18 protein-coding genes are annotated in these 22,223 nt (G+C 61.3%); 17 read left to right on the forward strand and 1 reads right to left on the reverse strand.

Annotated elements, in window-relative coordinates:
- The first annotated feature begins 16 nt into the window (after positions 1-16).
- The 17 genes from KUV45_RS15900 to KUV45_RS15980 all read left to right on the forward strand — a co-directional run bounded on the left by KUV45_RS15900 (position 17) and on the right by KUV45_RS15980 (position 21,445).
- A complete protein-coding gene (locus tag KUV45_RS15900; protein ID WP_222163304.1) occupies positions 17-337 on the forward strand; it encodes a hypothetical protein in 321 nt (106 codons plus the stop codon).
- 3 nt (positions 338-340) lie between these two features.
- Positions 341-1,003 (forward strand): DUF6682 family protein, encoded by a 663-nt coding sequence (locus KUV45_RS15905; RefSeq protein WP_222163305.1) that lies wholly within the window; start codon positions 341-343, stop codon positions 1,001-1,003.
- Entirely contained in the window at positions 990-1,544 is a 555-nt protein-coding gene (locus KUV45_RS15910) for a hypothetical protein (RefSeq protein ID WP_222163306.1), read from the forward strand. Before KUV45_RS15905 ends, KUV45_RS15910 begins: the two co-directional genes overlap by 14 nt.
- A 7-nt stretch (positions 1,545-1,551) precedes the next feature.
- Entirely contained in the window at positions 1,552-1,911 is a 360-nt protein-coding gene (locus KUV45_RS15915) for a hypothetical protein (RefSeq protein ID WP_222163307.1), read from the forward strand.
- On the forward strand, positions 1,908-3,839 hold the full coding sequence (locus tag KUV45_RS15920) for a hypothetical protein (protein ID WP_222163308.1): 1,932 nt from the start codon (positions 1,908-1,910) through the stop codon (positions 3,837-3,839). The genes KUV45_RS15915 and KUV45_RS15920 overlap by 4 nt, the downstream gene beginning before the upstream one ends.
- Positions 3,840-4,823: 984 nt before the next feature.
- Complete coding sequence (locus tag KUV45_RS15925; RefSeq protein WP_222163310.1) at positions 4,824-5,210, forward strand: hypothetical protein; 387 nt, start codon at positions 4,824-4,826, stop codon at positions 5,208-5,210.
- A gap of 467 nt (positions 5,211-5,677) precedes the next feature.
- Entirely contained in the window at positions 5,678-5,980 is a 303-nt protein-coding gene (locus KUV45_RS15930; RefSeq protein WP_222163311.1) for a hypothetical protein, read from the forward strand.
- 23 nt (positions 5,981-6,003) lie between these two features.
- The gene (locus tag KUV45_RS15935) at positions 6,004-7,629 is read left to right on the forward strand and encodes a hypothetical protein (RefSeq protein WP_222163312.1); all 1,626 of its coding nucleotides are present in this window, start codon (positions 6,004-6,006) and stop codon (positions 7,627-7,629) included.
- 22 nt (positions 7,630-7,651) lie between these two features.
- Complete coding sequence (locus KUV45_RS15940; protein WP_222163313.1) at positions 7,652-9,310, forward strand: hypothetical protein; 1,659 nt, start codon at positions 7,652-7,654, stop codon at positions 9,308-9,310.
- Positions 9,307-9,714 (forward strand): hypothetical protein, encoded by a 408-nt coding sequence (locus KUV45_RS15945; protein WP_222163314.1) that lies wholly within the window; start codon positions 9,307-9,309, stop codon positions 9,712-9,714. The genes KUV45_RS15940 and KUV45_RS15945 overlap by 4 nt, the downstream gene beginning before the upstream one ends.
- Entirely contained in the window at positions 9,707-10,054 is a 348-nt protein-coding gene (locus KUV45_RS15950; protein ID WP_222163315.1) for a hypothetical protein, read from the forward strand. Before KUV45_RS15945 ends, KUV45_RS15950 begins: the two co-directional genes overlap by 8 nt.
- Before the next feature lie 46 nt (positions 10,055-10,100).
- On the forward strand, positions 10,101-10,583 hold the full coding sequence (locus KUV45_RS15955; RefSeq protein ID WP_222163316.1) for a hypothetical protein: 483 nt from the start codon (positions 10,101-10,103) through the stop codon (positions 10,581-10,583).
- Entirely contained in the window at positions 10,580-11,215 is a 636-nt protein-coding gene (locus tag KUV45_RS15960; protein WP_222163317.1) for a hypothetical protein, read from the forward strand. Before KUV45_RS15955 ends, KUV45_RS15960 begins: the two co-directional genes overlap by 4 nt.
- 14 nt (positions 11,216-11,229) lie before the next feature.
- Entirely contained in the window at positions 11,230-11,712 is a 483-nt protein-coding gene (locus KUV45_RS15965; protein ID WP_222163318.1) for a hypothetical protein, read from the forward strand.
- A 34-nt stretch (positions 11,713-11,746) separates the two neighbouring features.
- Positions 11,747-11,986: a YMGG-like glycine zipper-containing protein gene (locus KUV45_RS15970; RefSeq protein WP_222163319.1), complete on the forward strand. Its 240-nt coding sequence runs from the start codon at positions 11,747-11,749 to the stop codon at positions 11,984-11,986.
- Positions 11,987-11,996: 10 nt separating this feature from the next.
- Entirely contained in the window at positions 11,997-13,223 is a 1,227-nt protein-coding gene (locus KUV45_RS15975) for a hypothetical protein (RefSeq protein ID WP_222163320.1), read from the forward strand.
- A gap of 17 nt (positions 13,224-13,240) precedes the next feature.
- A complete protein-coding gene (locus KUV45_RS15980; RefSeq protein WP_222163321.1) occupies positions 13,241-21,445 on the forward strand; it encodes an LPD38 domain-containing protein in 8,205 nt (2,734 codons plus the stop codon).
- Here KUV45_RS15980 and KUV45_RS15985 read toward each other — a convergent pair.
- The gene (locus tag KUV45_RS15985) at positions 21,403-21,987 is read right to left on the reverse strand and encodes a hypothetical protein (RefSeq protein ID WP_222163322.1); all 585 of its coding nucleotides are present in this window, start codon (positions 21,985-21,987) and stop codon (positions 21,403-21,405) included. The two genes, KUV45_RS15980 and KUV45_RS15985, sit on opposite strands and share 43 nt — an antisense overlap.
- Positions 21,988-22,223: the final 236 nt, after the last annotated feature.

Genomic DNA, 22,223 nt, shown 5'->3' on the forward strand with positions numbered 1-22,223 from the left:
CCGAAGGAGGATCCTGATGGATCTGCTGAAGATGATCGAAGACGCCGAGACCAAGGACGAGCTCGAAGCCATTGGCAAAGAGCACCTGGGCACCGACGTCGACAAGCGCAAGGGCATCGAGACCATCCGAGCCGCGCTTGAGGAGCTGGCTGTCGAGAGTGCGGACGAAGAGCCGCAAGCTGCTGAGCCTGCCGCTGAGGCGAAGCCTGAGCCGGCCACGGCCCCGGTCAAGCCTAAGGGCAAGGGTGAGACCCGCCTGCTCAAGAACACCAAGAATGGCCGAGTGGTTGCCTATACCGCCGCTCTGGCGAAAGTTAAACACATGAAAGAGGTCTAACCCATGGCCTCGAGTGTCGGCACCGTCATCGCTCGGGCCAAGGCCATTCTCCAGGAGCGCGGCACCGGTATCCGCTGGACGGATAGCGAGCTGATCGACTGGCTGAACGAGGCCTATACCGCCATCGCGGTGGAACGGCCCGACGCTCACTCCGAGATCGTCACGCACGAACTCGTTGAGGGGGCGCGGCAGCAGCTGCCCTCCTCTGCCCTTCGCCTGATGGATGTGATCAGCAATCCCAGGGGTCGGGCTGTCCGCAATATCGATCGGGATGGCCTCGACCGCCTGCGGCCCACCTGGCGCAGCGAGCGTCCTACCGAGGACATTGAGCTGTTCATGGAGGACGTGCGGAAGCCCGATGTGTTCTGGGTATATCCGCCTGCCAAGAGCGGCATCGAGATCGACATGCTGGTGGTTGCGTCCCCTGGCGCTCACGCCACCGCCAACCTATCGGCGATCAGCGATGACCCTCTTCTGGTTAGCGCGCGCTTTGCTACCGCGGTGGTCGATTACGTGCTCTACCGGGCCTTCGCCAAGGATGCGGAAGGCCAGGCCAACTCGGCGCGCAGCGGCAGCCACTACCAAGCCTTCATGAACGCCGTCCAGGGCAAGGGTCGCGGTGATCTCCTGGTCACACCGGAGAGCGAGCAGAATGCGAACGGATGACCTGATCGACGAGATCCTGATGGATATCCCTGCTCCCCGGGCAACGATCCGAGAGGCCATCTCCCGGGCCGCCAGGCGCCTATGTACCGAGGCTGATGTCTGGGTGCAAAGGCGCGAGCCGGTGGTGGTGGCCGCCAATACCGACTATCCGCAGATCGCCGCGGCTGACGGCGAGCCCCTGCGGATCCGCTACCTGACCATCGGTGGAAGGAAGACCCGCGCTGGCGAAGGATGGGACCAGCCCGAGGCGTCGTTGATCGTGTTCCAGCAGAAGCCAAAGCAGAGCCTGATCTTTGGTGAGCTCGCCTGCCGCCCGGAACACGACGAGATGCCCCCGGACGACGTCGTCGACCGCTGGGCCGAGGTCATTGAGCACGGCGCGCGCTACCGACTGCTGATGATGCCTCAGGCCTGGGCCAATCCGAACCTGGCGGCCCATCACGACCAGCGCTTCATGTCAGGCGTGTTCTCTGCCCGCCAATACGTCAACCACGGCCACGCCCGAGGCACCGCCCGGGTGAAGGCCCGCCGATTTATCTGAGGTCGCCATGGTTTATCCAGGAGAGCTGGACATCGTCATCCTGCAGGGGGCGACCTTCCGGCGCAGCTTTGTGTGGAAATCAGGCCCACTACAGGAGCCGGTAAGCCTGGTGGGCGCTGAGGTCCGCATGCAAATCCGCTATGCCAAGCCGGATGACCAAGTGCTGATGGAGGCGTCGACCGAAAACGGCCTGATCGTCATTGAGGACGCTGAGAACGGAGCGTTCGCCATTGATATTCCTGGCGAGACGACGGCCGAGTACGACTTCCTCACCGGGGTCTACGACATCGAGGTGAAGGTCTCGTCGGGAGAGATTTTTCGGCTCATTGAGGGCCGCATGAAGCTAAGTCAGGAGGTGACCCGGTGAGCAATGGGATCGAGGGTCAGGCCATCATCGAGGTGACCGAGAGTGTCACCATCATCGAGACATCGGCCGATATCAACTCGCCGATTTATGCCGAACAGGCAAAAGCCAGCGCGGCCAAAGCCAAGGCGAGCGAGATATCTGCTGCTGCCGATGCTGTAGCAACGTCCGCCGATCGAGTTCAGACGGGCCTTGATCGACAGGCTGCCGACCAAAGTGCGAGTAATGCGCTCGCATCTGAGCAAGCCGCCCAGGCGAGCGAGAACGCCGCTAACCAGGATGCCCAGGCGACAGCCGCCGATCGCACCTATATCGACGGCCAGGTCGATCACGTCGACAGCCAGGTCGCGCACGTCGACTCCCAGGTCAATCACGTCGACTCCCAGGTCACCTATACCGATGGCCGCGTCGACTACATCGACAGCCAAGTTGAGCACGTTGACGACCAGCGCGCGCATATCGACAACCAGCGCACTCATGTTGACAACCAGGTCGATCACGTTGACAGCCAGGTGGCTCACGTTGACAGCCAGGTGACCTACACCGACGGCCGGGTCGACTACATCGATGACCAGGTGGCTCACGTCGATAGTCAGGCCACCTTTACCGATGGCCAAGCCGACGATGCTGCCAACTCAGCCTCCGCTGCTGCCGCGTCCGAGACCGCAGCCTCAGACTCCGAGGATGCCGCCCTGGCCTCGGAGAACAAGGCACGCCTCTGGGCCGAAGAAGACGAAGACATCGAGGTCGAGACTGGCGAATACAGCTCGAAGCATTGGGCCAAGAAGGCGCAGGCCTACGTCACAGGCACGCTCCGCTACCAAGGCGAGTGGGACCCCACCACTGGCGCCTACCCAACAGACGTGACGGTAGGCGACTTCTACAAGGTCTCCGCCGCTGCCGACTTCGACGGCAGGGAGTACCGGCCTGACGACTCGATCATCTACAACGGAGCCGGCTGGGACCATATCGACAACACCGAACGCGTCGTTTCCGTGGGTGGGTACACCGGTACTGTTACTGATGCCCAACTGCTCGCGGCGATGAAGCGGGTGGATGGCTCTGGTTCTGGATTGGATGCTGACCTCCTGGATGGTCTGCAGGCATCGGACTTTGCTCGAGATGACTCCACCCCAAGCCTCACTTTCTTGGTCGGTGACTACGCCAGGCTGTCCTCTGAAAGCTCAATTGCCGGGCCAGGGGCAGACGCTTCGATAGCCTCGATCCAGGGTAATAGCTGGCCAGAGCTCCGGGCCGTAGATACTAAGGGCCTGGCCGTCCGTCTGACCAACAACGCAGGCGATGACTGGTCGGACGTTCTACTGGCATACAACGACGGCACGTTTACTTTTTTAGGGAACGACGTCTGGCACGCCGGGAACGATGGTGCGGGCTCCGGGCTCGATGCTGACACCCTGGACGGAAAGCAACTCTCCGCCATCGAGAGCGAATACCGCTCCTATGCCGACCAGGCCGAGACTGATGCTAGGGGCTACACCGACACCGAAGCCGCTAAACGCCTGGCCAAGACGAGCAACCTGAGCGACCTAGCCAACAAAGCCACAGCTCGCACCAACCTGGATGTGGTGCAGACCTCCAAGGTCACCCAGCAAACAGGTGGCACCGGGGCGTCGATGCTGCCTGCAGGCACTACGGCGCAACGCCCATCAAGCCCCAACTACGGCTACACCCGGGCCAACACTGAGATCGGCCTGCTGGAGTGGTGGAACGGCTCAAGCTGGCAGCCTGTTGGCTCTGGTGCCACAGGCGGAGGCGGTGACCAGGTATTCGTGCTCAATGACCAGGTGGTCACAGAAAGCTACTCCATCCCGGTAGGTAAGAACGCCCACAGTGTTGGGCCGATCACAGTTCAGGATGGTGCGGTGGTGACCACCCCCGATAACTCTTACTGGGAGGTGTCTGGTGAGTAAACTATTGATGAAAGGCAACGCCTCGGGGACGGGGCGCCTGATCCTGGAATCCCCGGACACCAACGACGACATAACCCTGCAGTTCCCTAGCCAGAGCGGCACGGTGGCTACGCTGAACGGCAGTGGCATGCCTGTGATGTCCGACGGTACTCCGGTGGTGGAGTCAGGAAAGAACTCTGACGGCAGATGGGTGAAAATGGCAGATGGTACTCTGCTCATGGACTTCAACTACCACGCCGTGTACCGGTCTACCAACAACCCCAGGTACTTTACTAGCCCCTGGAACTTCCCACACCCGGTCAACCTTAACGGGAACAGTATATCGCTATCCCCCTGCCTTAGGCCCCCATCTCAGACGGACCCTAACTACGAGTTCTCCAGCGACACCGGGGTGTCCAGCATAGGCTGGGGTCCTGCGTGCTGGGGCAGCCTCAGCACAAACACAGTCCACGTGGGTATCCATTCCACCACAGATGCCATTTCCGGGTCCAAAGTGTTTATGTCCCTACAAGTTCAGGCCAGGTGGAAGGATTGAGGAGCTAACCGATGACTGTAGCCACAAACAACCTAGTGGGTGCCACGCTCGGCTCCTCTCCCGACTTCCCGAACGGCATGCCCACGGTAGAAGGCGTCCCTATCGTGGAGAGCGGGAGCAACTCTGACGGGACCTGGACCAAGTGGGCTAACGGTGACCAGCTTTGCCGTTTGGACACTCCAGGGATCACCACCTCGGACGTAGGGTCCTATACGTGGTCCTTCCCCGCTGCCTACCTGTCCAAGCCGTTTTGCACAGCGGAGACGGAAGTAACCAGTAACTCGCGCGGGTACAAGTTCCAGAACACGCCCTACGGTACGGCAACCTTAAACCAAGGCTTTTTCCTGCACAGCCTAAACGTGGGCTCAACACCATCGGCACAAATAGAACACACGACGGAAAGAACCCATTTCTTCGCGTTCGGCAAATGGAAGTAAGGGAGACACCCAATGAAAGTTCAAGTTCTGGCGGTAGCGGTAGCACCCGATTACTACACCTTCGCGGGCGACGTGGTAACAGCGCACCTGGACGGGGGATCCAAAGAGTACGATTTTGGGCCTCTGGAACCAGGTGATCAGGTTACCGTCGAGCTTATGGGCGGGGTGGCGCCGATCCGGAAGGCCACTCGGCTGGAGGACGGCACGCTGGAGCTTGTGCTGGTTCAGGCCGTGGGTCCTGGCCATTGGTCCGAGAGCGGCTGGATGGACGCAGGGGACTACGACCCCGACGGCATCAATGTGGAATTCAACCCTGCGATTGACTGGGACGGGCAGCCTAAGGCGAAAACTCGCCAAGGGTGGGTCAACCCCCTCAAATCCGGTTCCTTTGTCGCATAAGGAGTCATCATGGCCGTACAGATAAGCGGGTCTACAGGCATTACCACACCGGGGCTAGCAAGCGCAGCAATGCCGTCTGTGGCAGGCAGCCCAGTTGTGGAGTCCGGTAGCAACTCAGACGGATATTGGAGAAGAACCGCTGATGGGACGCAAGAATGCTGGGGGCTAATCCAGTTCCAGAACCTGGGAGGATTCGGTGATGGGACGGCGTCAAACCCCTATAGAACAGAGACCAACAACTGGTTTTATCCAGTCAGCTTTGCATCTTATGTGAGGCCGTCTGGGATATCTCTTGGTAAAAACGCTGGCGGCTCAGGTGCAGGTAGCCCCTGGTCTGTCAGAACAAACACTCTCGCTCTTAACACTACTTACCTGCCTGATGTGCAAATTGTGGGCGGAGATAACGATGGCTCTAGCTGCTGGGCGTCTCTTCACGCATACGGCGACTGGGCATAAGGAGAACTGAGATGACAGTAGTTATCAAGAAGAAAGCAGCGCTCGAGCAAGAAGCTCTGGAAAACTGGCGCGCAAACGCCCGAGTAACACCCTATCAGGCAAAAGCCGCTTTGCTGCGCGTAGAGCTGCTAGACGAGGTGGAAGCCATCATGGCAGACGAGACGACCCCTCGAGAGGTCAAGCTGGCTTGGGAGTACTCAGGGCACTTCGTTCGTAACAGTCCATTGATCAGTGCGCTACAAGGACATCCGCTTCTTGGCCTGAGCGATGACTCCGTGGACGATATCTTTCGCATCGCTCAATCAATCGAGTGACCCCCCCTTGAAGGAGGAAAGCTGTGAAGCTTGCCCACTCCGCATTTCGCGGCGAAGTGCCGCTCCTGGATGGCCGACTCCTCCCGGAAAATAACGGCCAGATCTCTCGCAACACCTTTCTGCGCCGCGGCCGCCTCAGCGCCGAGAAAGGCCTGGGGCAAGTCAGCGGTCTTCCTCCTGTTTTCAGGCCTACGTCACTCTACCGATATCCAAATGGCAATGGCGGCGCCGGCTTTTGGTTTGTGTGGGGTAGCGGCAAGGACGTCGACATCGAGCGATCTCCGCTGGCAGACGACAGCTGGAACAGAGTCTACTGGACCGGTGACGGCGCGCCCAAGATGGGCGGCATCGATCTAGTGACCAGCGGACAGGAGCCCTACCCCAGCACCAGCTATCGCATGGGCGTTCCAGCGCCTACAGGGACGCCGATCGCCACTCCGCAGTCCGGCCGCCCTTCTGTTGGCGATTACCCGGCAACTGCGCTAGAGACCGCCTACGTGGTGACCCTTATCACCAACTATGGCGAGGAGAGCCCGCCCAGCCCAGCGAGCAACACATTGCTGAGGTGGGACCAAGTGAGCGGTGCGCCCGCAGGTGGCGGTATTGTACTGACACTCCCAGGTCTTCCCAGTGGCGCGCAGAACATCGTCACCAAGCGGATCTACCGGGTCGAGTCCGGTGGCTCGTTCCAGTTCGTGGACGACGTCTCCGCCTCGACCAGTAACTACACCGACACCATCACCAGCGACCAGCTTGGCCTGGTGATTCCGTCTGCCGAGTGGGACCGTCCTGACGACCGCATGCGCGGTCTGACGGCGCTGCCTGGCGGGATCTTCGCCGGATTCTTCGAGAACTCGCTGTGCTTCTCCGAGGCCTATCTGCCGCACGCCTGGCCGGTGGGCTACCAGCTCGGCCTCAGCAGCGACATCGTGGCGATCTCCAGCACTGCCGCTGGCCTGGTCGTGGGGACCAACGGCAAGCCGATCCTGGTGACGGGTTCCTCCCCTGCCGCCATGGCGCCGATGGAGCTCGACGTCGATCAGCCCTGCCTCTCCAAGCGATCGATGGTCGACATGGGCGACTATGCCATCTACGCCGGCAACGACGGCCTGGTGGCGGTGGGTGGCTCTGACGCCCGGGTGATCACTCTGGACTCGATGACACGCGACCAGTGGCGCGCCCTGGGCCCGAAAACTATCCACGCCTACCGCTACGAGGAGCGCTATGTCGCCTTCTACGATGGCGGCTGCTTTGTGTTCACGCCTGGCCAAGGATTCGAGTTCTTCAACATCGAGGCCGATTCCGGCTACTACGACATCGCCGGCGACACGCTCTACGTCACCCAGGGCAATGACGTGAAGGCCTGGGGCCAGGGATCCCCGATGACCTATACCTGGCGCTCGAGGATCCACGAGGTGCCGCCTGGTGACGGCTCGTTTTCCTGCGCCAAGGTCGTCGCCTATGGCTACCCGGTAACCTTGCGCCTCTACGCTGACGGCGAGCTCGCCGCTGACATCCAGGTGGATGACGCGAATCTCTTCCGCCTGCCCCCTGGGTATACTCTCTCCCGCGACTGGGAGGTGGAGCTCGAGGGCAGCGTCGACGTTGCTTCCGTCCAGGTGGCCACCACCCCGTCAGAGATCGTTTAGACCGGCTCACCGTGAGGTGCCCATGACCACCAACCGTCGCAAGACGTTGCCGCCGGTATCCCCTAAGGTGCCGAGCGAGCTTAGGCCACTGATCTCGGCCATGACAGAGATCATCGAGACTGGCGAGGGGGTGCGCGGCAACCCGCTGGATCAAAAGCTAACCTATCGAGATCTTCTAGATAGCGGCCTCGCTGCGCTTCGCAACGGTGCGCGCCCAGGGCAGCCAGGGAGCCTCATCCCTGGTGTAAATATTCCAGCTCCCGATATGACCGTGCCACCAGCGCCTACCGGCTTTCATGCGGTGGGCGGTTTCTACGGCATGGTGACCCTGACTTGGGACAACCCGGGCGACGCCTACGGCAACCACGCCTATACGAACATCTACCGCAGCGTCGACGACAATTTTGCCAATGCTGAGCTGGTCGGTCGTGACTCGGGCATGCTCTACAGCGACATTGTCCGCAATGACGTGCTGGTAGGCATGTCGGTTGGCTACTACTACTGGATCACCTTCACGTCGACTGCCGGCGTCGAGGGCCCGCCCAACGATGGCGACGGCACCTATGCGGCGCCGCTGATCGATGTTCAGGTGCTGCTGGAGACCCTGGCGGAGAACCTAGCCGATGAGCCGTCTGACATCGGCAGCCCCGATGAGACCCTGATCCTGCACGCCAACCGATTCGCGGTGCGCTTTGGCGCCAATGAGGAGGAGTGGGTCTACCCGCTGGTGGTGGCCACCGTCAACGGCAAGCCTACCGTGGTGCTCGATACCGCCATCATCCGCGATGGCTCGATCCAGGAGGGCCAGCTGGGTCCGATCACGATCGGCAAGATTGAGAAGAACGACGGCACCCCGATCACCACCGTCTCCGGCCTGATCCGCGCCGACGCGATCGATGCTGATAACCTAAGCGTGGCCGAGGCTGCGACGTTCTACGGCGTCGCGCAGTCGAACAACTACGTCCCAGGGCAATCAGGCTGGATGCTTCACCCTAACGGCTTCGCTGAATTCGGCGGAGGCATCGACATTGACTACAGCCGCATTGGCGGGTCTAAACCCCCTTCTGATGCCGATAAGACGTCCACGCACACAGCCTATGACACTAGCCGTGTAGCCGGCACGAGCGCGTCAACAGTTCGCGATCGAGCCAATAATGGGAACGCAGCGAACTCACGGGTCAATCAGTGGACAAGGCCGGGCTCGACGCTGATCTGGGGGAACCAGATATCCACCGCTGACGCCTACGTCGACACGCTGCAGATCAAGGGCAACGCCGTCATCATTCCAGTGTCAGTGATCAGCAGCGGCCTGACAGTTCACAGCAGCGTCCCAGACCAGCGCTGGTACACCATGATCAGCGGGACCATCAATTCTGAGGGGCAGCCCGTCATCGTGACATTCTCGGCAGGTCTCGTGATCGGGGCATACATGGACCACCCTTCTTCAGTGGACATCCGTGTTCTAGTGAATGGGTCGCAACACCTGTTCTATGCGGAAGCTGCTGAAGCCAACGCAAGGACGCCATTCTCAACAACGTTCAAGCTTGGCGGGTCAAGTTCGGATCGAGCTATCACCGTCCAGATTAGAGCCAACAGGCCCACCATCGACGGCTTTGGTGACTCAAAGACGCAGATTGGACACCGCAACCGCAGCCTGACCATGATGGGTACATTGAGATGAGCCACGACACTTACGACTATGCAATCTATGACGAGGGCACCGGAAGGATAGACCGAGTCATCAATTGCCCTACCGATCAGGCAGGCTTTCAAGTTGGCGACGGCGAGGCGGCCGTCTTGTGCTTTGAGGTCGGCGTTGTGGCTGACGACACCCATTACGTTGATATCGAAAACGCGCAAATCCTCCCTCGGCGGGCACTGGAGCCGAACGTCCAGGTAGCCAACATGGAGATGACCATCACCAACATTCCGGTGGGATCGGTGGTCAATGCCCACGGCACAGAACTGATCGCAGACGATGATGGTGTGGTGTTCGATACCGAGCTGCCCAGCTATGGCTTCGTCATCATTGATGCTGGCACCGAATATCAGACCTGGATCGAGGAGGTCGCGATCGATGAATAGGGCCACCATCCGCAAGTTCCCCGATATTGAGCGCGCGCGCGAGCACTACCTGGCAGAGGTGGACCGTGTCGCCGCCCAGGTAGACGTCGAGCCCACCGTGCGCGCCAGGCGAGAACAGAAGCACCAGGAGGCTCTGGCCGGAGGCGGGCCCTTCCTGCACGCTGAGGCGGAGGCTCTCGGGGCGCCGCTGCAGCAGATCATCGATACCGTCCTAGATGCCCGCCGCGAAGCGGAGAAGACAGAGGCTCTGGCCGAGGCCGCCCGAATCAAAGCAAAGGCGGTGATCCGTGATGCCGGAACTGTGCGCGAGATGCAGCGGGCACTGTCAGGGCTGAGGTAGCCCTTCTGCTACAATGGTCGGCAATTCGCCCACCGTGAGGTGCGCTATGCCACGCCCCGACGAACATCAGTTCCTGCGCTATGTCCTCCGCGAGGACGCAGCGGCCATTGCTGCCTTCAAGACCATCTCCCGGGTATCCCAGACACTGGACGATCTGATCGACAAGGATCGTCCAGTGTCCGATGGCGACGTTATCTCGGCGTTCTGGATGACCATCGTCGAGCTTCCCGCCAACCCTTTCTATCGCGCCAACGAGATATACCTTCGCCCGCTGCTGGCCAGCGCCCTAACCGACTGGCAAGTGAGCGTATCCCTGGAGCGTGACGGAGATGCTCACGGTCGCCACCTCGCTTTCGTCCTGCGGGACCAGTTGGCCGGCGTGTTGTGCCAGATGGCCTATCTCGTGGGCGGCGAACAATGGATGAACCAGGTGGCGGCTGAGGTCCGCCGCCATGTCCACGAGGACTCCTTGCATGACTACATCAGGGGGCTCGATTCCCAACACGCATTGACTGGAGGTTGCGCATGAGCACCGGCGGTGGCGGCGACAACGACATTGAAGATACTCCCGAGCAGCGTCAGCTAGCGGCGGTAGCTGCCGAGAAATGGAATTTCGCGCAGCAAGAACTGGCGCCGCTTGAGGACGCCTACCTGGAAAGCGTGGGCGAGCTCACCAGTCCTGGCTCGATGAGCTACATTGCTGGCCGCGCCATGCAGGGCCAGCAGCAGGCGGAGAGCGGGCTCAATCAGCAGGCGACTGACACTCTGACGCGAGCTGGCATCGACCCGAGCAGCGGCCGCTTTCAGACCGAGGCGCACGGCCTGGCACTGGATTCGGCCAGCACCGGTGGCGAGACCCTTGGCCGAGCTCAGTTCTCCCAGGAGAGCGAGCAGATCAAGGGCTACCAGAACATCATCGCTATGGGCCAGGGCGAAGCCACCCAGGCACAGAACGGCCTGGCAGGCCTTGCCGATCAGGCGGCCACCGACGCGCGCAACGAGTCGGTGAACGAGTTCAACCGCCGCAGCGCCAACCTGCAGCTACTCGGCCAGGCGGCGGGGGCTGCAACCTCATATGGCATGAATGCCAACAGCGCCCCCACCGGTGGCACAACAACGCCCGGCCACCAGCCTGGTGTCGGCCTCGATCTCTACGGATAACCAGGAGCTAGTTAATGGCTGTCGACTTCACGACCAGACTGGCGTCGGTGTCTGTGCCGGACAGTGAAACCTCACAGATCACCGTGAGCCCTACCCAGGCCTTCCGAGGCGACCAGGGTGCATCCGAACTGCTGGGCCAGATCAACCGCGCCCAGTGGGACGACTGGCGCAACCGCTTTGCCCCCTACATCTCTGCACTGGCGGACATCGCTGACGATCCCCAGGCCGCGAGCCAGGCCGCAGAGAACGCACAGAACGCCATGGGTCTCGCTTACGACGTTGCAGAGCAATCTGAGGAGCAGCGCCGCCAAGCGTATGGCGTTGATCAAACAGCCGCCCAGAAGGCGGCCAACGATCGCGTGTCGAACTTGTCGCGCGTGGCCGATACCGTCACCGCGGGCAACCAGGCCCGCATCTCCGCCCAGGATCGCCAGAGCGCCATCCTGGCTGGCGGCCTGGGCCTTTCCAACGTCCCCGATCAGGTACTGAACAACTGATCCCCGATAACGACTCACCGGGAGGTGACTCACCATGTCTTACGGACTACTCGGCCTTCGAGGTCAGCTTGAAGGCGAGGCCATGCAAGGCCTTCAAGACATCTCCAATCAGCAGCGCCAGGCTGCCGCCCTCGAGGATCAGCAAGAGCAAGCCAAGAAGACGCAGACGATGAGCGCTACCGCCACCGGTGCCGTAGTCGGTGCTTCTTACGGTGGCCCCGTGGGCGCGCTGATCGGCGCCGGCGTCGGCTATCTCTCCGGCGAACTGATGTAAGGAGGCTGTCATGGCAGGACTTGATACACGGGGCTTCAGTGACGGCTTCCTTCGCGGCTTCGAAGTGATGGACCGGCACCAGGCTCGCAAGGATCAGCAACAGCGTGCGGACCAGCAGGACCGTCGAGCTGAAGAGCGGTTTCAGTGGCAGAAGGATCAAGCTGAGGCTGCAGGGAAAGAGCGTGCAGAAGAGAAAGATCTTCAGACCATCCAGTTCACACTGGGCAAGATCGCCCAGGGCATGGACGTGTCTGAGGACGAGCTAGCCGTCCTGCAAAAATACCCGAGGTTTCATGCGGCCTTTGACCCCGCAAGCGACGCGGCACTGGCCCAGGCTCAGGCCGTTATAGATCCGAGCAATCCTGCGAGCCTGAATCAGCCTGAAAGCATCGAGGCGCTCAATCAGCTTTTCGCTGCTGACATCAACAAGGGCGGAGGCGGCCAGAAGCGCATCGTGGCGGCTCTCCCAGGCCCGGATGGCGAGAGCTTGACGTTCGAGCTCGAAGTGGTGGGCGAAGATGGCCAAGCCTACCGGGCGCCGATGACTCAGGGTCGAGAGCCTGGTGGCGACGACGACATCGTCATGAACGTTTCAGTCGGCCGGCTGATTGAGGCCACCCAAGGCATCGGCGCCCTGCGCAAGGCCTTCTCCACGCCCCAGGCCCAGGATCAGGCAAGCAGGCTTCTGCAGGTGCTGCGCGGCGAACCGAGCGAATCCTGGGAGCAGGTCGAAGGGCCGGATGGATCCATCTTCCAGCGCAACACCAGGACCGGCGAGATGCGCAGTCTGTTGGGCCGCCGTCCTCGCAGCAGTGGCTCGTCCTACTACAACCGCCCCACTGCCACCCAGAAAGACATCGAATTCTTGGTTGCCAATGGCATCGCCCCGGACAAGGCAAGTGCTTGGGAGATGCTCAAGAATCGCGGCGACGATGGTTATGAGCGCGGCCAGGACGAGATCCGGTACATCGAGGGGCGCCTTGAAGAGATAGGCGACACCCTTGGGGACCGTGTGGCGCTCTCTCAGATGTCCGAAGAAGATCGCCAAGCTCTTGAGACCGAGCGGCAACAGCTACGCGCGCGGCGGGATAATGTCGCCTCTTCGCTGTTTGGTAGTTCGTCCAGTTCAGCGCCCCAGGGATCACCCCAGCCCTCCGGGCCCGGCCAGGAAAGCCCACAGGCCGCCAGCGAGGAATCGCCAGCCACGGCAGACGATATCCTTAGCAAGTTCCTCTGATCAAAAAGGAGCCGCGTGTGAACGCCGCTAGCCAAAACGCCTCCCCCAAATGGTCTGATGTTGCCGCAGACGAATCCTTCCAGAGGGCAACCCCCGAGGTTCGCCAGCAGGTGAGAGATCAGTTCTTCTCGAAGGTGGTCGAGCCGGCGACGCCTGAGGCGCTACGCGGCGAGGTCCGCGAGAAGTTCTATTCCCAGACCGCTGGCGATATCGGTGGTCAAGGTGGGCTCGCCATGCCCGAGGAGCAGCTCCCTGCCGAGTCCCAGCAGCAGGATCAACCGCAGCGCCCACAGGGCGGCCAGCAGCGTCCGTCCGGCCTTGCCATGCCCAACCACTCAGAGGAGGAGAGAAACGCTGCCTGGGAGGCTGCCTGGAAGGCTGAAGGGGTGCAGAACCCGCAGCAGGACACCGGCGTCAACATCGATGTATCCAAGGCGAACGCTGACAGCAACCTGCTTACCGACGCAGGGAACCTTCTGGCGATTGGCGCAGACAAGATGGCGCTCAACTTCCGGGAGGCAACACGCCAGGTGCTTGGCGAGAACGTGGTCAACGCGCTAGACCGCGTTGACGAGTTCTTGAACGGAAAGTCGAGCGAGGATCTTCTCTCCGACCGCATCGAGCACAACGAGAGCCAGATCACCGATGCCACCCAGGCTGCCCAGCAGAAGCAGTTCATCACCGAGGACGAGGACGGCAACTACCAGCTCGGCCCGGCCTGGAAGGATCCGCGCACCTACTTCGCGGGCATCACCGAATCCCTGCCTGAGATGGCGGCGACCATGGCACCGTCCACCCTGCTGGCAAAGGCAGCCTATGGCTATCGCCTGGCCCGAGGAGCCACCCGCGCTCAGGCGGCGGCCTCTGCGGCAAGAACGGCCACCGCGGCCGGCGCGCTGTCCGAAGGTGCTCTGGGCGGTGCTGCTGCGTCGCGTGATGTGCGGGAAGCCATCGAGTCGATGCCGGACGAGATGCTTCGCGAATCCGATGCCATTCAGATGCTGATGCTCGAGGGCAAGACCTTCGACGAAGCGAAAAAGACGATCACTGAGGATCTCCAGAGCCAGACCTTCATGGTGGCCGGCGCGATCACCGGCGCCTTTGGTGGCGCTGGCGACCGGTTTCTGGCCAAGCTGCTCACTGAGGGCGGCTCCGGCAGGTTTGCCGCCATGCTCCGAGGCGGGGTCGCCGAGGGTTTGCTTGAAGAGGCTCCGCAGGAAGGTGGACAGCAGATCGCCAAGAACCGCGCGCTCGGCGTTGTGGACGACTCAGTCGGCACCTTCGACGACGTGCCCAACGCCATGGCAGGCGGCGCCGCGATCGGTGGCGTCATGGGTGGCGGGCTTGGTCTCGCAGGGGGTGGTCCCCCAGCCCTGCCTCAAGACGAGGCGCCTGGGGCTACCCCTTCAGCTGAGGCCGCACCAGAATCCGCGCCCGACGTCGCTGATGCCGACGTCGTCGATCGTGTCACCAGCGACCTGGATCTTCTGCGGTCGAACCGTCGCGACCTGGACGACGCCGGCCGCGAGCGGCGGGACAGCCTGATCGATGGCGACGCCTACAAGGAGCTCCGCGCGCGCGCTGAAGACCTCGGCATGGACGAAGCGGTGATTGAGCTCGAGCAGGCCCGCCGTGTTGCTGGCGAGGCCTTCGAGCAGGAGACGCTGGCCGCTCAGTCCGGCAGCCAGGAATCCATGGAGGCAGCCCGGTCCCTGTCCACCCAGGCGGCAGATCGCCTGCAGTCCGCGCTGGTCATGATGCGTGGTGGTCCCCAGTCCCAGGCCGATACTCAGTCTGAACCCCAGATGGATCCAAAGGCAGAGCCGGAGGCTTCCCGGGACGAAGCCCCGGAAGTCGAGCCGGCCGTCAATCGTGCCCAGTCCGATATCGGCAACCGGATCCAGATCGCCCAGGACGGACTGGCCGACCTTGGTCGTGCCGCTCGACGCTCTGGCTACCAGGCAGAGACGCGCACCCGCACCGCTGATCAGCTGCTGCGGCGCGCGCGCCAGGCATTCGAGGCTGGGCGCGCTGACGAGGCAGAGCGCCTGCTGAGCCAGGCTGATCGCCAGGCAATCAGTCTGCGTCGCGACCTGGATCGACCCGGCACCACCGAGAGCCCCGCCCGCGCCACTGGCGAGTATGAATCCGACAGGCCTGTTGGGCTCCTGGGTATGGATGGGCGTCGCCTTAACGCTCCCGATGATGTCATCTACGCCGAAGGGCCGGCCGTCGACCGCACCGAATACGAGGCTCCCGCCAGGAAGGTTCGCCGCGACGAAGAGCTCCAGCGCCAGGCAGCGGCGCGGCGCAAGGCTGACCAAGATCTCCAGGCTCGGGCGCAATCCGACCAGCCCCTGCTGGATGACGCCGGCATCGTTTACGGCGAAGGCCCCGCTAGGCGCCGCGGCAACGCCAACACTGGCCTGGACATGCCCTCCTCCAGCGATCCTCGCTACGTCCAGGATCAGCTCGACCGTGCCGCCCAAGAGACCGACGTCAATCCGACGCCGGCGCAGGCCGAGGCTGGCAACTACCGCAAGGGCCGCGTGAACTTCAACGGCGTCGACATCGCCATCGAGAACCCGCGTGGATCCACTCGGCGCGGCAAAGACGCGGACGGCACAGCCTGGGAATCTACCCTGGCGCACCACTATGGCGACATCAAGGGCACCAAGGGCGCTGATGGTGACAACATCGATGTCTTCATCGGCGAGAACCTGGACAGCCCGAAGGTCTACGTCGTCGACCAGGTCGACCGAGACGGCAACTTCGACGAGCACAAAGTGATGATGGGCTTCCGCAACGAAACCGAGGCCCGTCGAGGCTACCAGGGCAACTACCCCAAGGGCTGGAACGGCATTGACGCCGTCACTGAGCTCACACCGCAGCAGTTCAAGGAGTGGATCCGCGACGCCGACACCACCCTGCCAGTCGGCGAGGTGGTTAATCGCGACAGCGCCGGCATGGGCACTCAGGCGAACACGGGTTCAGACCGCGCTGGCGACACCGAAGGCGCGCGCGACCAAGACGAAGATTCAGTTGCGCGTCCCGAAAAACGATCACCGCAAGGGGATGTTTCGTCAGGCACTAAACGACGCCAACGAGGCGTTACCGGAGAGCGACAAGCTGAAGCTGCCGCAGAGTCTGAAACAGACCAGCAAGACGTCGAAGTAGATCGCGAGCAGGCGCAGCAACAGGCAGAACAAGCCGATACCGATGCTCGTCGCCAGGAGCAGCAGCGTGCCCAGGCCGACCGCGACATTGACGATTTCGTCCTGGCCGGCAGCGATCTTCCCGCCGATCAGGCTGTATCCCGGGGCCAGAATCCTCTGTTTTCCTTTGCTGGTTCGCGCGCCAGTAATGCTGATCTTCATGCACTCGAGCGCGCACAGCGCATGCTTGAGAACGGCCAAGACCCTGAGGCCATACGCCAAGAGACCGGATGGTTTGAGGGCGTAGACGGCAAGTGGCGCTTTGAAATCGACGACAGTGATGCACGCTTCCTGCCCTTCGTAGATAAGTCAGCAGGAACCCAGTGGACTAAGCCACTGGAAGAGGTGATCGATCACCCTCGGCTGTTTGCCGCCTATCCCATGCTGCGAGATGTAAGCGTAGTGTCGGTCATAGGCATGGGGCGTAAGCGTGGTCGCTACGTACCGAAGCGCCGAGAGATCACGCTGAATGCTGAACTTGATCCGATGGAGCAATTCAGCACGCTACTCCACGAGGTCCAGCACGGCATCCAACATATCGAAGGCTTTGCATCCGGTGGCAGTCCGGAGAACTATCGATTACCACCCCGCCGGGAACAGTGGCTTCGCAACAAGATTCAAGAGCTGACCCGCGAATCTGGTGACTTTGCTCGTGAGGTCTTGGAACAATACAAGGCCGGGGAACTCACTTCAGATCAGGTTCAGCAACGCATTCAGCAGCGCGCTGATGAGATCGGGCTCAACGAGCTCCGCAAGAAGCTCAGCGAAGGCAATGAGCGCGGCGCCTATCGCTATTACCAACGCCTCTACGGCGAGACTGAAGCGCGAAACGTGCAGGCTCGTCAGGGTATGTCGGAGGTCGAGCGCAGAGACACTTCTCCTGCCGAGACCCAAGACGTGCCAGACAGCGAAGTTGTGGTGGTCTACAACGGTTTGGAAATGGCTGGCGCCCCGGGGCCCGCCAATGCGCGCGCCACGGCCGCCACTAATGGGCCCGCCATCACTCAAGCCAAAGACATCGCTGCAGCGCTTGAAGGCGTCAAAGAACTGTCTGACACCCGAGTGATCCAGGCGACGCAAGAACTACCGCCGTCAGCCTTGGTCGGTATGGCGCTACGTGGCATCGACCCAGCTGATGTTCGCGGTATGTACATTGGTGGTGATCTATACGTCATCGCTGACAACGTCGGAAGCATAAAGGAAGGCGTGCAAACCGCCGTGCACGAGGCAGTCGGTCACAAGGGAATCCGCGCTGTACTCGGAGAAGAGCTCGCACCCTCTATGCTCTCGCTCTACCACTCCCTGCCAAAGAGTAGGCGTGGACGCGAGGCTCTGGAAGAAGTGCGTCGTGACTATCCTTTTCTCGACCCGGCGAAGCGTGAAGACCGCATCACCATCGGCGAGGAGATGGTGGCCCATCTACTGGAGAAAGGATACCGCCCCAAAGCGTGGCAACGTGCAGTTGCTAAGCTCCGCGAACTACTGCGTCGTCTATTTCCCAGCATCGCCTGGACCTATGGTGACGTGTTGGCGCTGGGCGAAAAATCGCGAGACCATCTTCGCCGCCAACAGGCCGAACGTAATTCTGCACAGGCTAAGCGCACGATCACGCGCTACAGCAAGCGGAAAACAGAAAACCCGCTTCTCACTCCCATCCGACATGAGGCTGAAATCTATCGCCGTGACCTGAACAAGGCGATGAGTAGCAAGCATTCTAAGGTGTCTCCGATTCGGATGGGGCGCACGCCGCCGGTACTGGCGAGCCTGGGGGCGCCTGACCTGCCCATATCGATCACTCGTGACGTTGTGAACAAGGCCACCAGCGCCAAGCATCATGTCTCGATGGAGACGATTCAGCGATTGCCGGAGCTGCTTCATGATCCGGTGGCGATCCTCGACTCTCGAACAAGTCAGGATGCTCTGGTGGTGCTGGTTAATGCCGTTGACGCAAAAGGCAAGGCGGTACTGGTGCCGATCCACCTCAACAAACGTCAGCAATACATTCACGTCAACCGAGTCGCCAGTGTCTATGGCAAGGACGGTGCGCAACGATTCGTGGAGAGGGGCATCGAGGAAGGACGGGTGCGGTACGTCAATACAAGGAAAAGCCCCGAGTGGCTCCAGTCCTCCCGGCTCCAATTGCCAGGTGAGGGAGCTCCATCTCGAGGCTTTGACAAAAGCGTACTCACGCCAGATGACATTGTCAATCAGGCCCAGCGCTACGCCATGGCGCCATCGCCCAGTCCTGTTGGCGCCTACAGCGACAACGATAGCACCAACTTCTCGCTGCCCGACGAAGCCCTGGTGGGTAAAGCGCTTCGTGTCCTGACCGACAAGATGCGCCCGCTGAACAAGCTCCAGGAGGCGATCACCAAGCATGGCGGTCGTGTCACCCAAGACAACGATGTCTACCTGGCTGAAGAGCTCTTCCACGGCAAGGCCGAACACGACCTTCGCCAGATCCGAGAGCGGTATGTTGAGCGCCTGGCGGAAGGGATGGCGCAGTCCGGAATCAGCCAGGAGGCGCTTGACGAGTACCTCTATGCCCGCCACGCGCCGGAGCGCAATGCTCGCATCGCTGAGCGCAACCCTGGTGATCCTCGCTACTCTGACGGCGGCTCAGGCATGAAGACGCAAGATGCCCTGGATATCCTGGATCGTATCAACAGCGGGGCCAAGCGCGCCGAGTTCGAGCGCCTGGCAAGCATCGTCGACGACATGCTCCGCACGCAGCGCGAGGCGATCCGAGAGGGTGGCCTGGAGACGGATGAAACCCTCGACGCTTGGGAGGCAAGCTATCGCTACTACGTGCCGCTGAAGGGCTTCGCTGAAGACGACAAGGCCGACCCTGGTCGTCCTCGCATTGGTCGCGGATTCGAGATCAAGGGCAAGGAGTCCAAGACCGCCCTGGGTCGCCTGTCACGCGCCGACTCACCGTCCACTCAGGCGATCGTAGACACCACCCAGGCGATCATCCGTCGGCGCAAGAATGAGGTTGGCAATGCCCTCCTCTCGCTGGTGACCGACAATCCGAATCCCGACCTGTGGCAGGTGTATACCAACGACAACCCCGACACCCAGCGCGTCCGCGTCACCGTGAAGGATCCTGTCACAGGGCGTGACAAAGTCGAGGTGCGAGAGCGTCCGATCGCTATGGAGGGAGACGAGCGTTACTTCAAGACCAAGAAGGCGGGCCGCACGTTCTACATCAAGATCAAGGACGAGCGCCTGATGAACGCCATGCGCAACGTCGGCCCGGAGAAGAACGGGATGATCGTAAACGCCATGGGGGCCGTGACTCGACTGATGGCCAGTCTGGTCACCAGCTACAACCCGGAGTTCATGCTGACGAACTTCGCTCGTGACGTGCAGACCGCCCTGCTCAATCTCCAGGCCGAGCAGAGCAAGGCAAACGGCAAGATCCGCGGCAAGCGCATTGTCCGTCAGACCATGCGCGATCTGCGCCCTGCCATGGCAGCGGCTTACCGTGGCCTCTCCAGCCGCCAGGGCAAGACCCCGAAGGCTCGCCAGTGGGACCGTTATTTCCAGGAGTTCATGGAAGACGGGGCCAAGACGGGCTACTTCGATATGAAGGACATTCAGGGGCAGGCCAAGGAGATTTCTTCCATGATGCGGCGCGCAAGCGGCGGCACCATTGGTTCGGCGCTGGTGTTCAGGAAGAAGACTGCCGACTTCGTCGAGAACATCAACGGCGCAGTGGAAAACGCGTCACGCCTGTCGGCGTACGTCAACGCCCGGCGCGCCGGAGTCAGCCGCAAGAAGGCTGCTAGCCTGGCGAAGAACATGACGGTGAACTTCAACCGTCGGGGCGAGCTCGGCTCGATGTTTAACGCCTTCTACATGTTCTTCAATGCCAGCGTCCAGGGCACCCGCAATTTCGCTCGGACCATGGTTGGTCTGCGCGAAGTGGACGAGGACACCAGTCGCGCCAACGTCTGGGCCCGAATGAATACGGCGCAGCGCACCGCCCTGGCGATGGCGGCTGGCTCTTTCCTGCTGGCCATGGTCAACCGCTCGCTCTCTGAGGAAGACGACGACGGCGAACTGTTCTGGGATAAGATCCCGGCCCACGAGAAGGAACGGAACCTGATCTTCATGACCGGTGACAAGGACTACGTGAAGATCCCGCTGCCCTACGGTTACAACGTCTTCTCAGTGCTAGGCACCCAGGCAGAGGCCGCAGCCAGGGGCGGAAAGCCGTTCGATCAGGTGGCAATTGATACTGTCCTCGCCATTCTTGGCAGCTTCTCTCCGATCGGCTTCGAGGGGTCTGAAGAGTCGGTGAACGCCGTAGCTAAGAACATCACCCCGACGCTCTTCCGCTCGATCACTCAGGTGGCGGTGAACGAGGACTTCGCGGGACGTCCAGTCTACAAGGAGAACCTGCCCTTCGGCACGCCGAAACCTGACAGCACCCTGGCCTTCCGGTCAAATCCTGACGCCTACCAGGGCTTCACGCGGTTCTTGAATGAGAGGACTGGTGGCAGCGATTACCGCAGTGGGGGGATCGACATCAGCCCGGAGGTTCTGCAGCACATCGTCAACTTTTACGGTGGCGGTGCCTGGGGCTTCGCCGAGAAGACCGGCGACTTCGTTCATCGTCTGACCACTGGCGAGGACGTCGAGCGCTACCGTGTGCCGTTCGCCGGCCGCTTTGCCAGCAACGTCAGCGAATATGGCGACATCCAGCATTTTTACGAGCGCCGCGATGAGGTCGGCCAAATCGCCAAGGAGTTCGAGAACCTTACTTTGGATGAGGTCGAGAACTATTACGTCGAGTATGGACCGATGATCGAGTTGTTCGACCTGGCCAAGGATGTCGAGGAGAACCTGACCGCTCTGCGAGAGGTTCGTGACATCATCGAAGCCGACGAGTCGCTCACTGCGGTAGAGCGCCAGGAGAGGTTGAAGGAATTGGAGGAAGTGATGGACGCCGAGGTCGACTACTTTAACCTGGAGTACCGCCTGGCGAAGGAGTCCCTGTAGCGTTTGCCGGCCAAGGCGCCAAGGATGGCGCACCAGGCGGGAGTCGCAAATATGGCAAGCCTAGCGACAGCGCTATCGATCTCTTGAGGCAAGGGGCCTGACATCATCAAGAGGATGAAGCCCATCGTCACTCCTATGCCGGCGCCGGATAAGGGCGTAAGGGTGACGATGCGCCGATTGATGATATCCCCGAACGTTTCCGGCGGCGCGATTGCAATGACGGTCAGGTCGCTGCCTGTCCAGCGCTTCTGGAGAATAGGCCACCATACGTCTCTACGCTGACGATACACTTGCCAGCGAATTTCGTGCCATGTCCATAGGCCAACGATTAAGCCGATCGGAACTGACCACCAGGTAGCATAAAAGTGATATGGGTGCTGAACGCCATGCCAAGGAGCTTGCGATAGAAAAATAGCCACAGTTGTAGCAATACCGGCCATCGACGCATAGAAGACCCGATAGTCGTCTCGCCTAGCTTGCCTCTGGAAGCGAACGCGCTCTTCTTCGGTCAGGCAGAGGACGTAGCGCCACACTTGGTGCATTGAAATGTCCATGCGGGAATAGTAGCCAAGACAGGGGTGATCAGCGAGAACAGATGTGGCCAGGAAGCCAGCGAATCCGTTCCTTCCATCCTATTTGCTGTCTGAAGTCGGGACAGCGCCTGCCTCCAGCGGATCAGTTGAAGGCTACCGGAGCCGCTGAAGGCGATCAGCAGGAAGTGGAATTGAGGGGCCGTGGCCAACCACTAAGGCCAGCCAGAGCTCCCTCCTTGTTGCGA

It is taken from the genome of Halomonas sp. DP3Y7-2 (assembly GCF_019800795.1).
Classification (GTDB): Bacteria; Pseudomonadota; Gammaproteobacteria; order Pseudomonadales; family Halomonadaceae; genus Halomonas; species Halomonas litopenaei_A.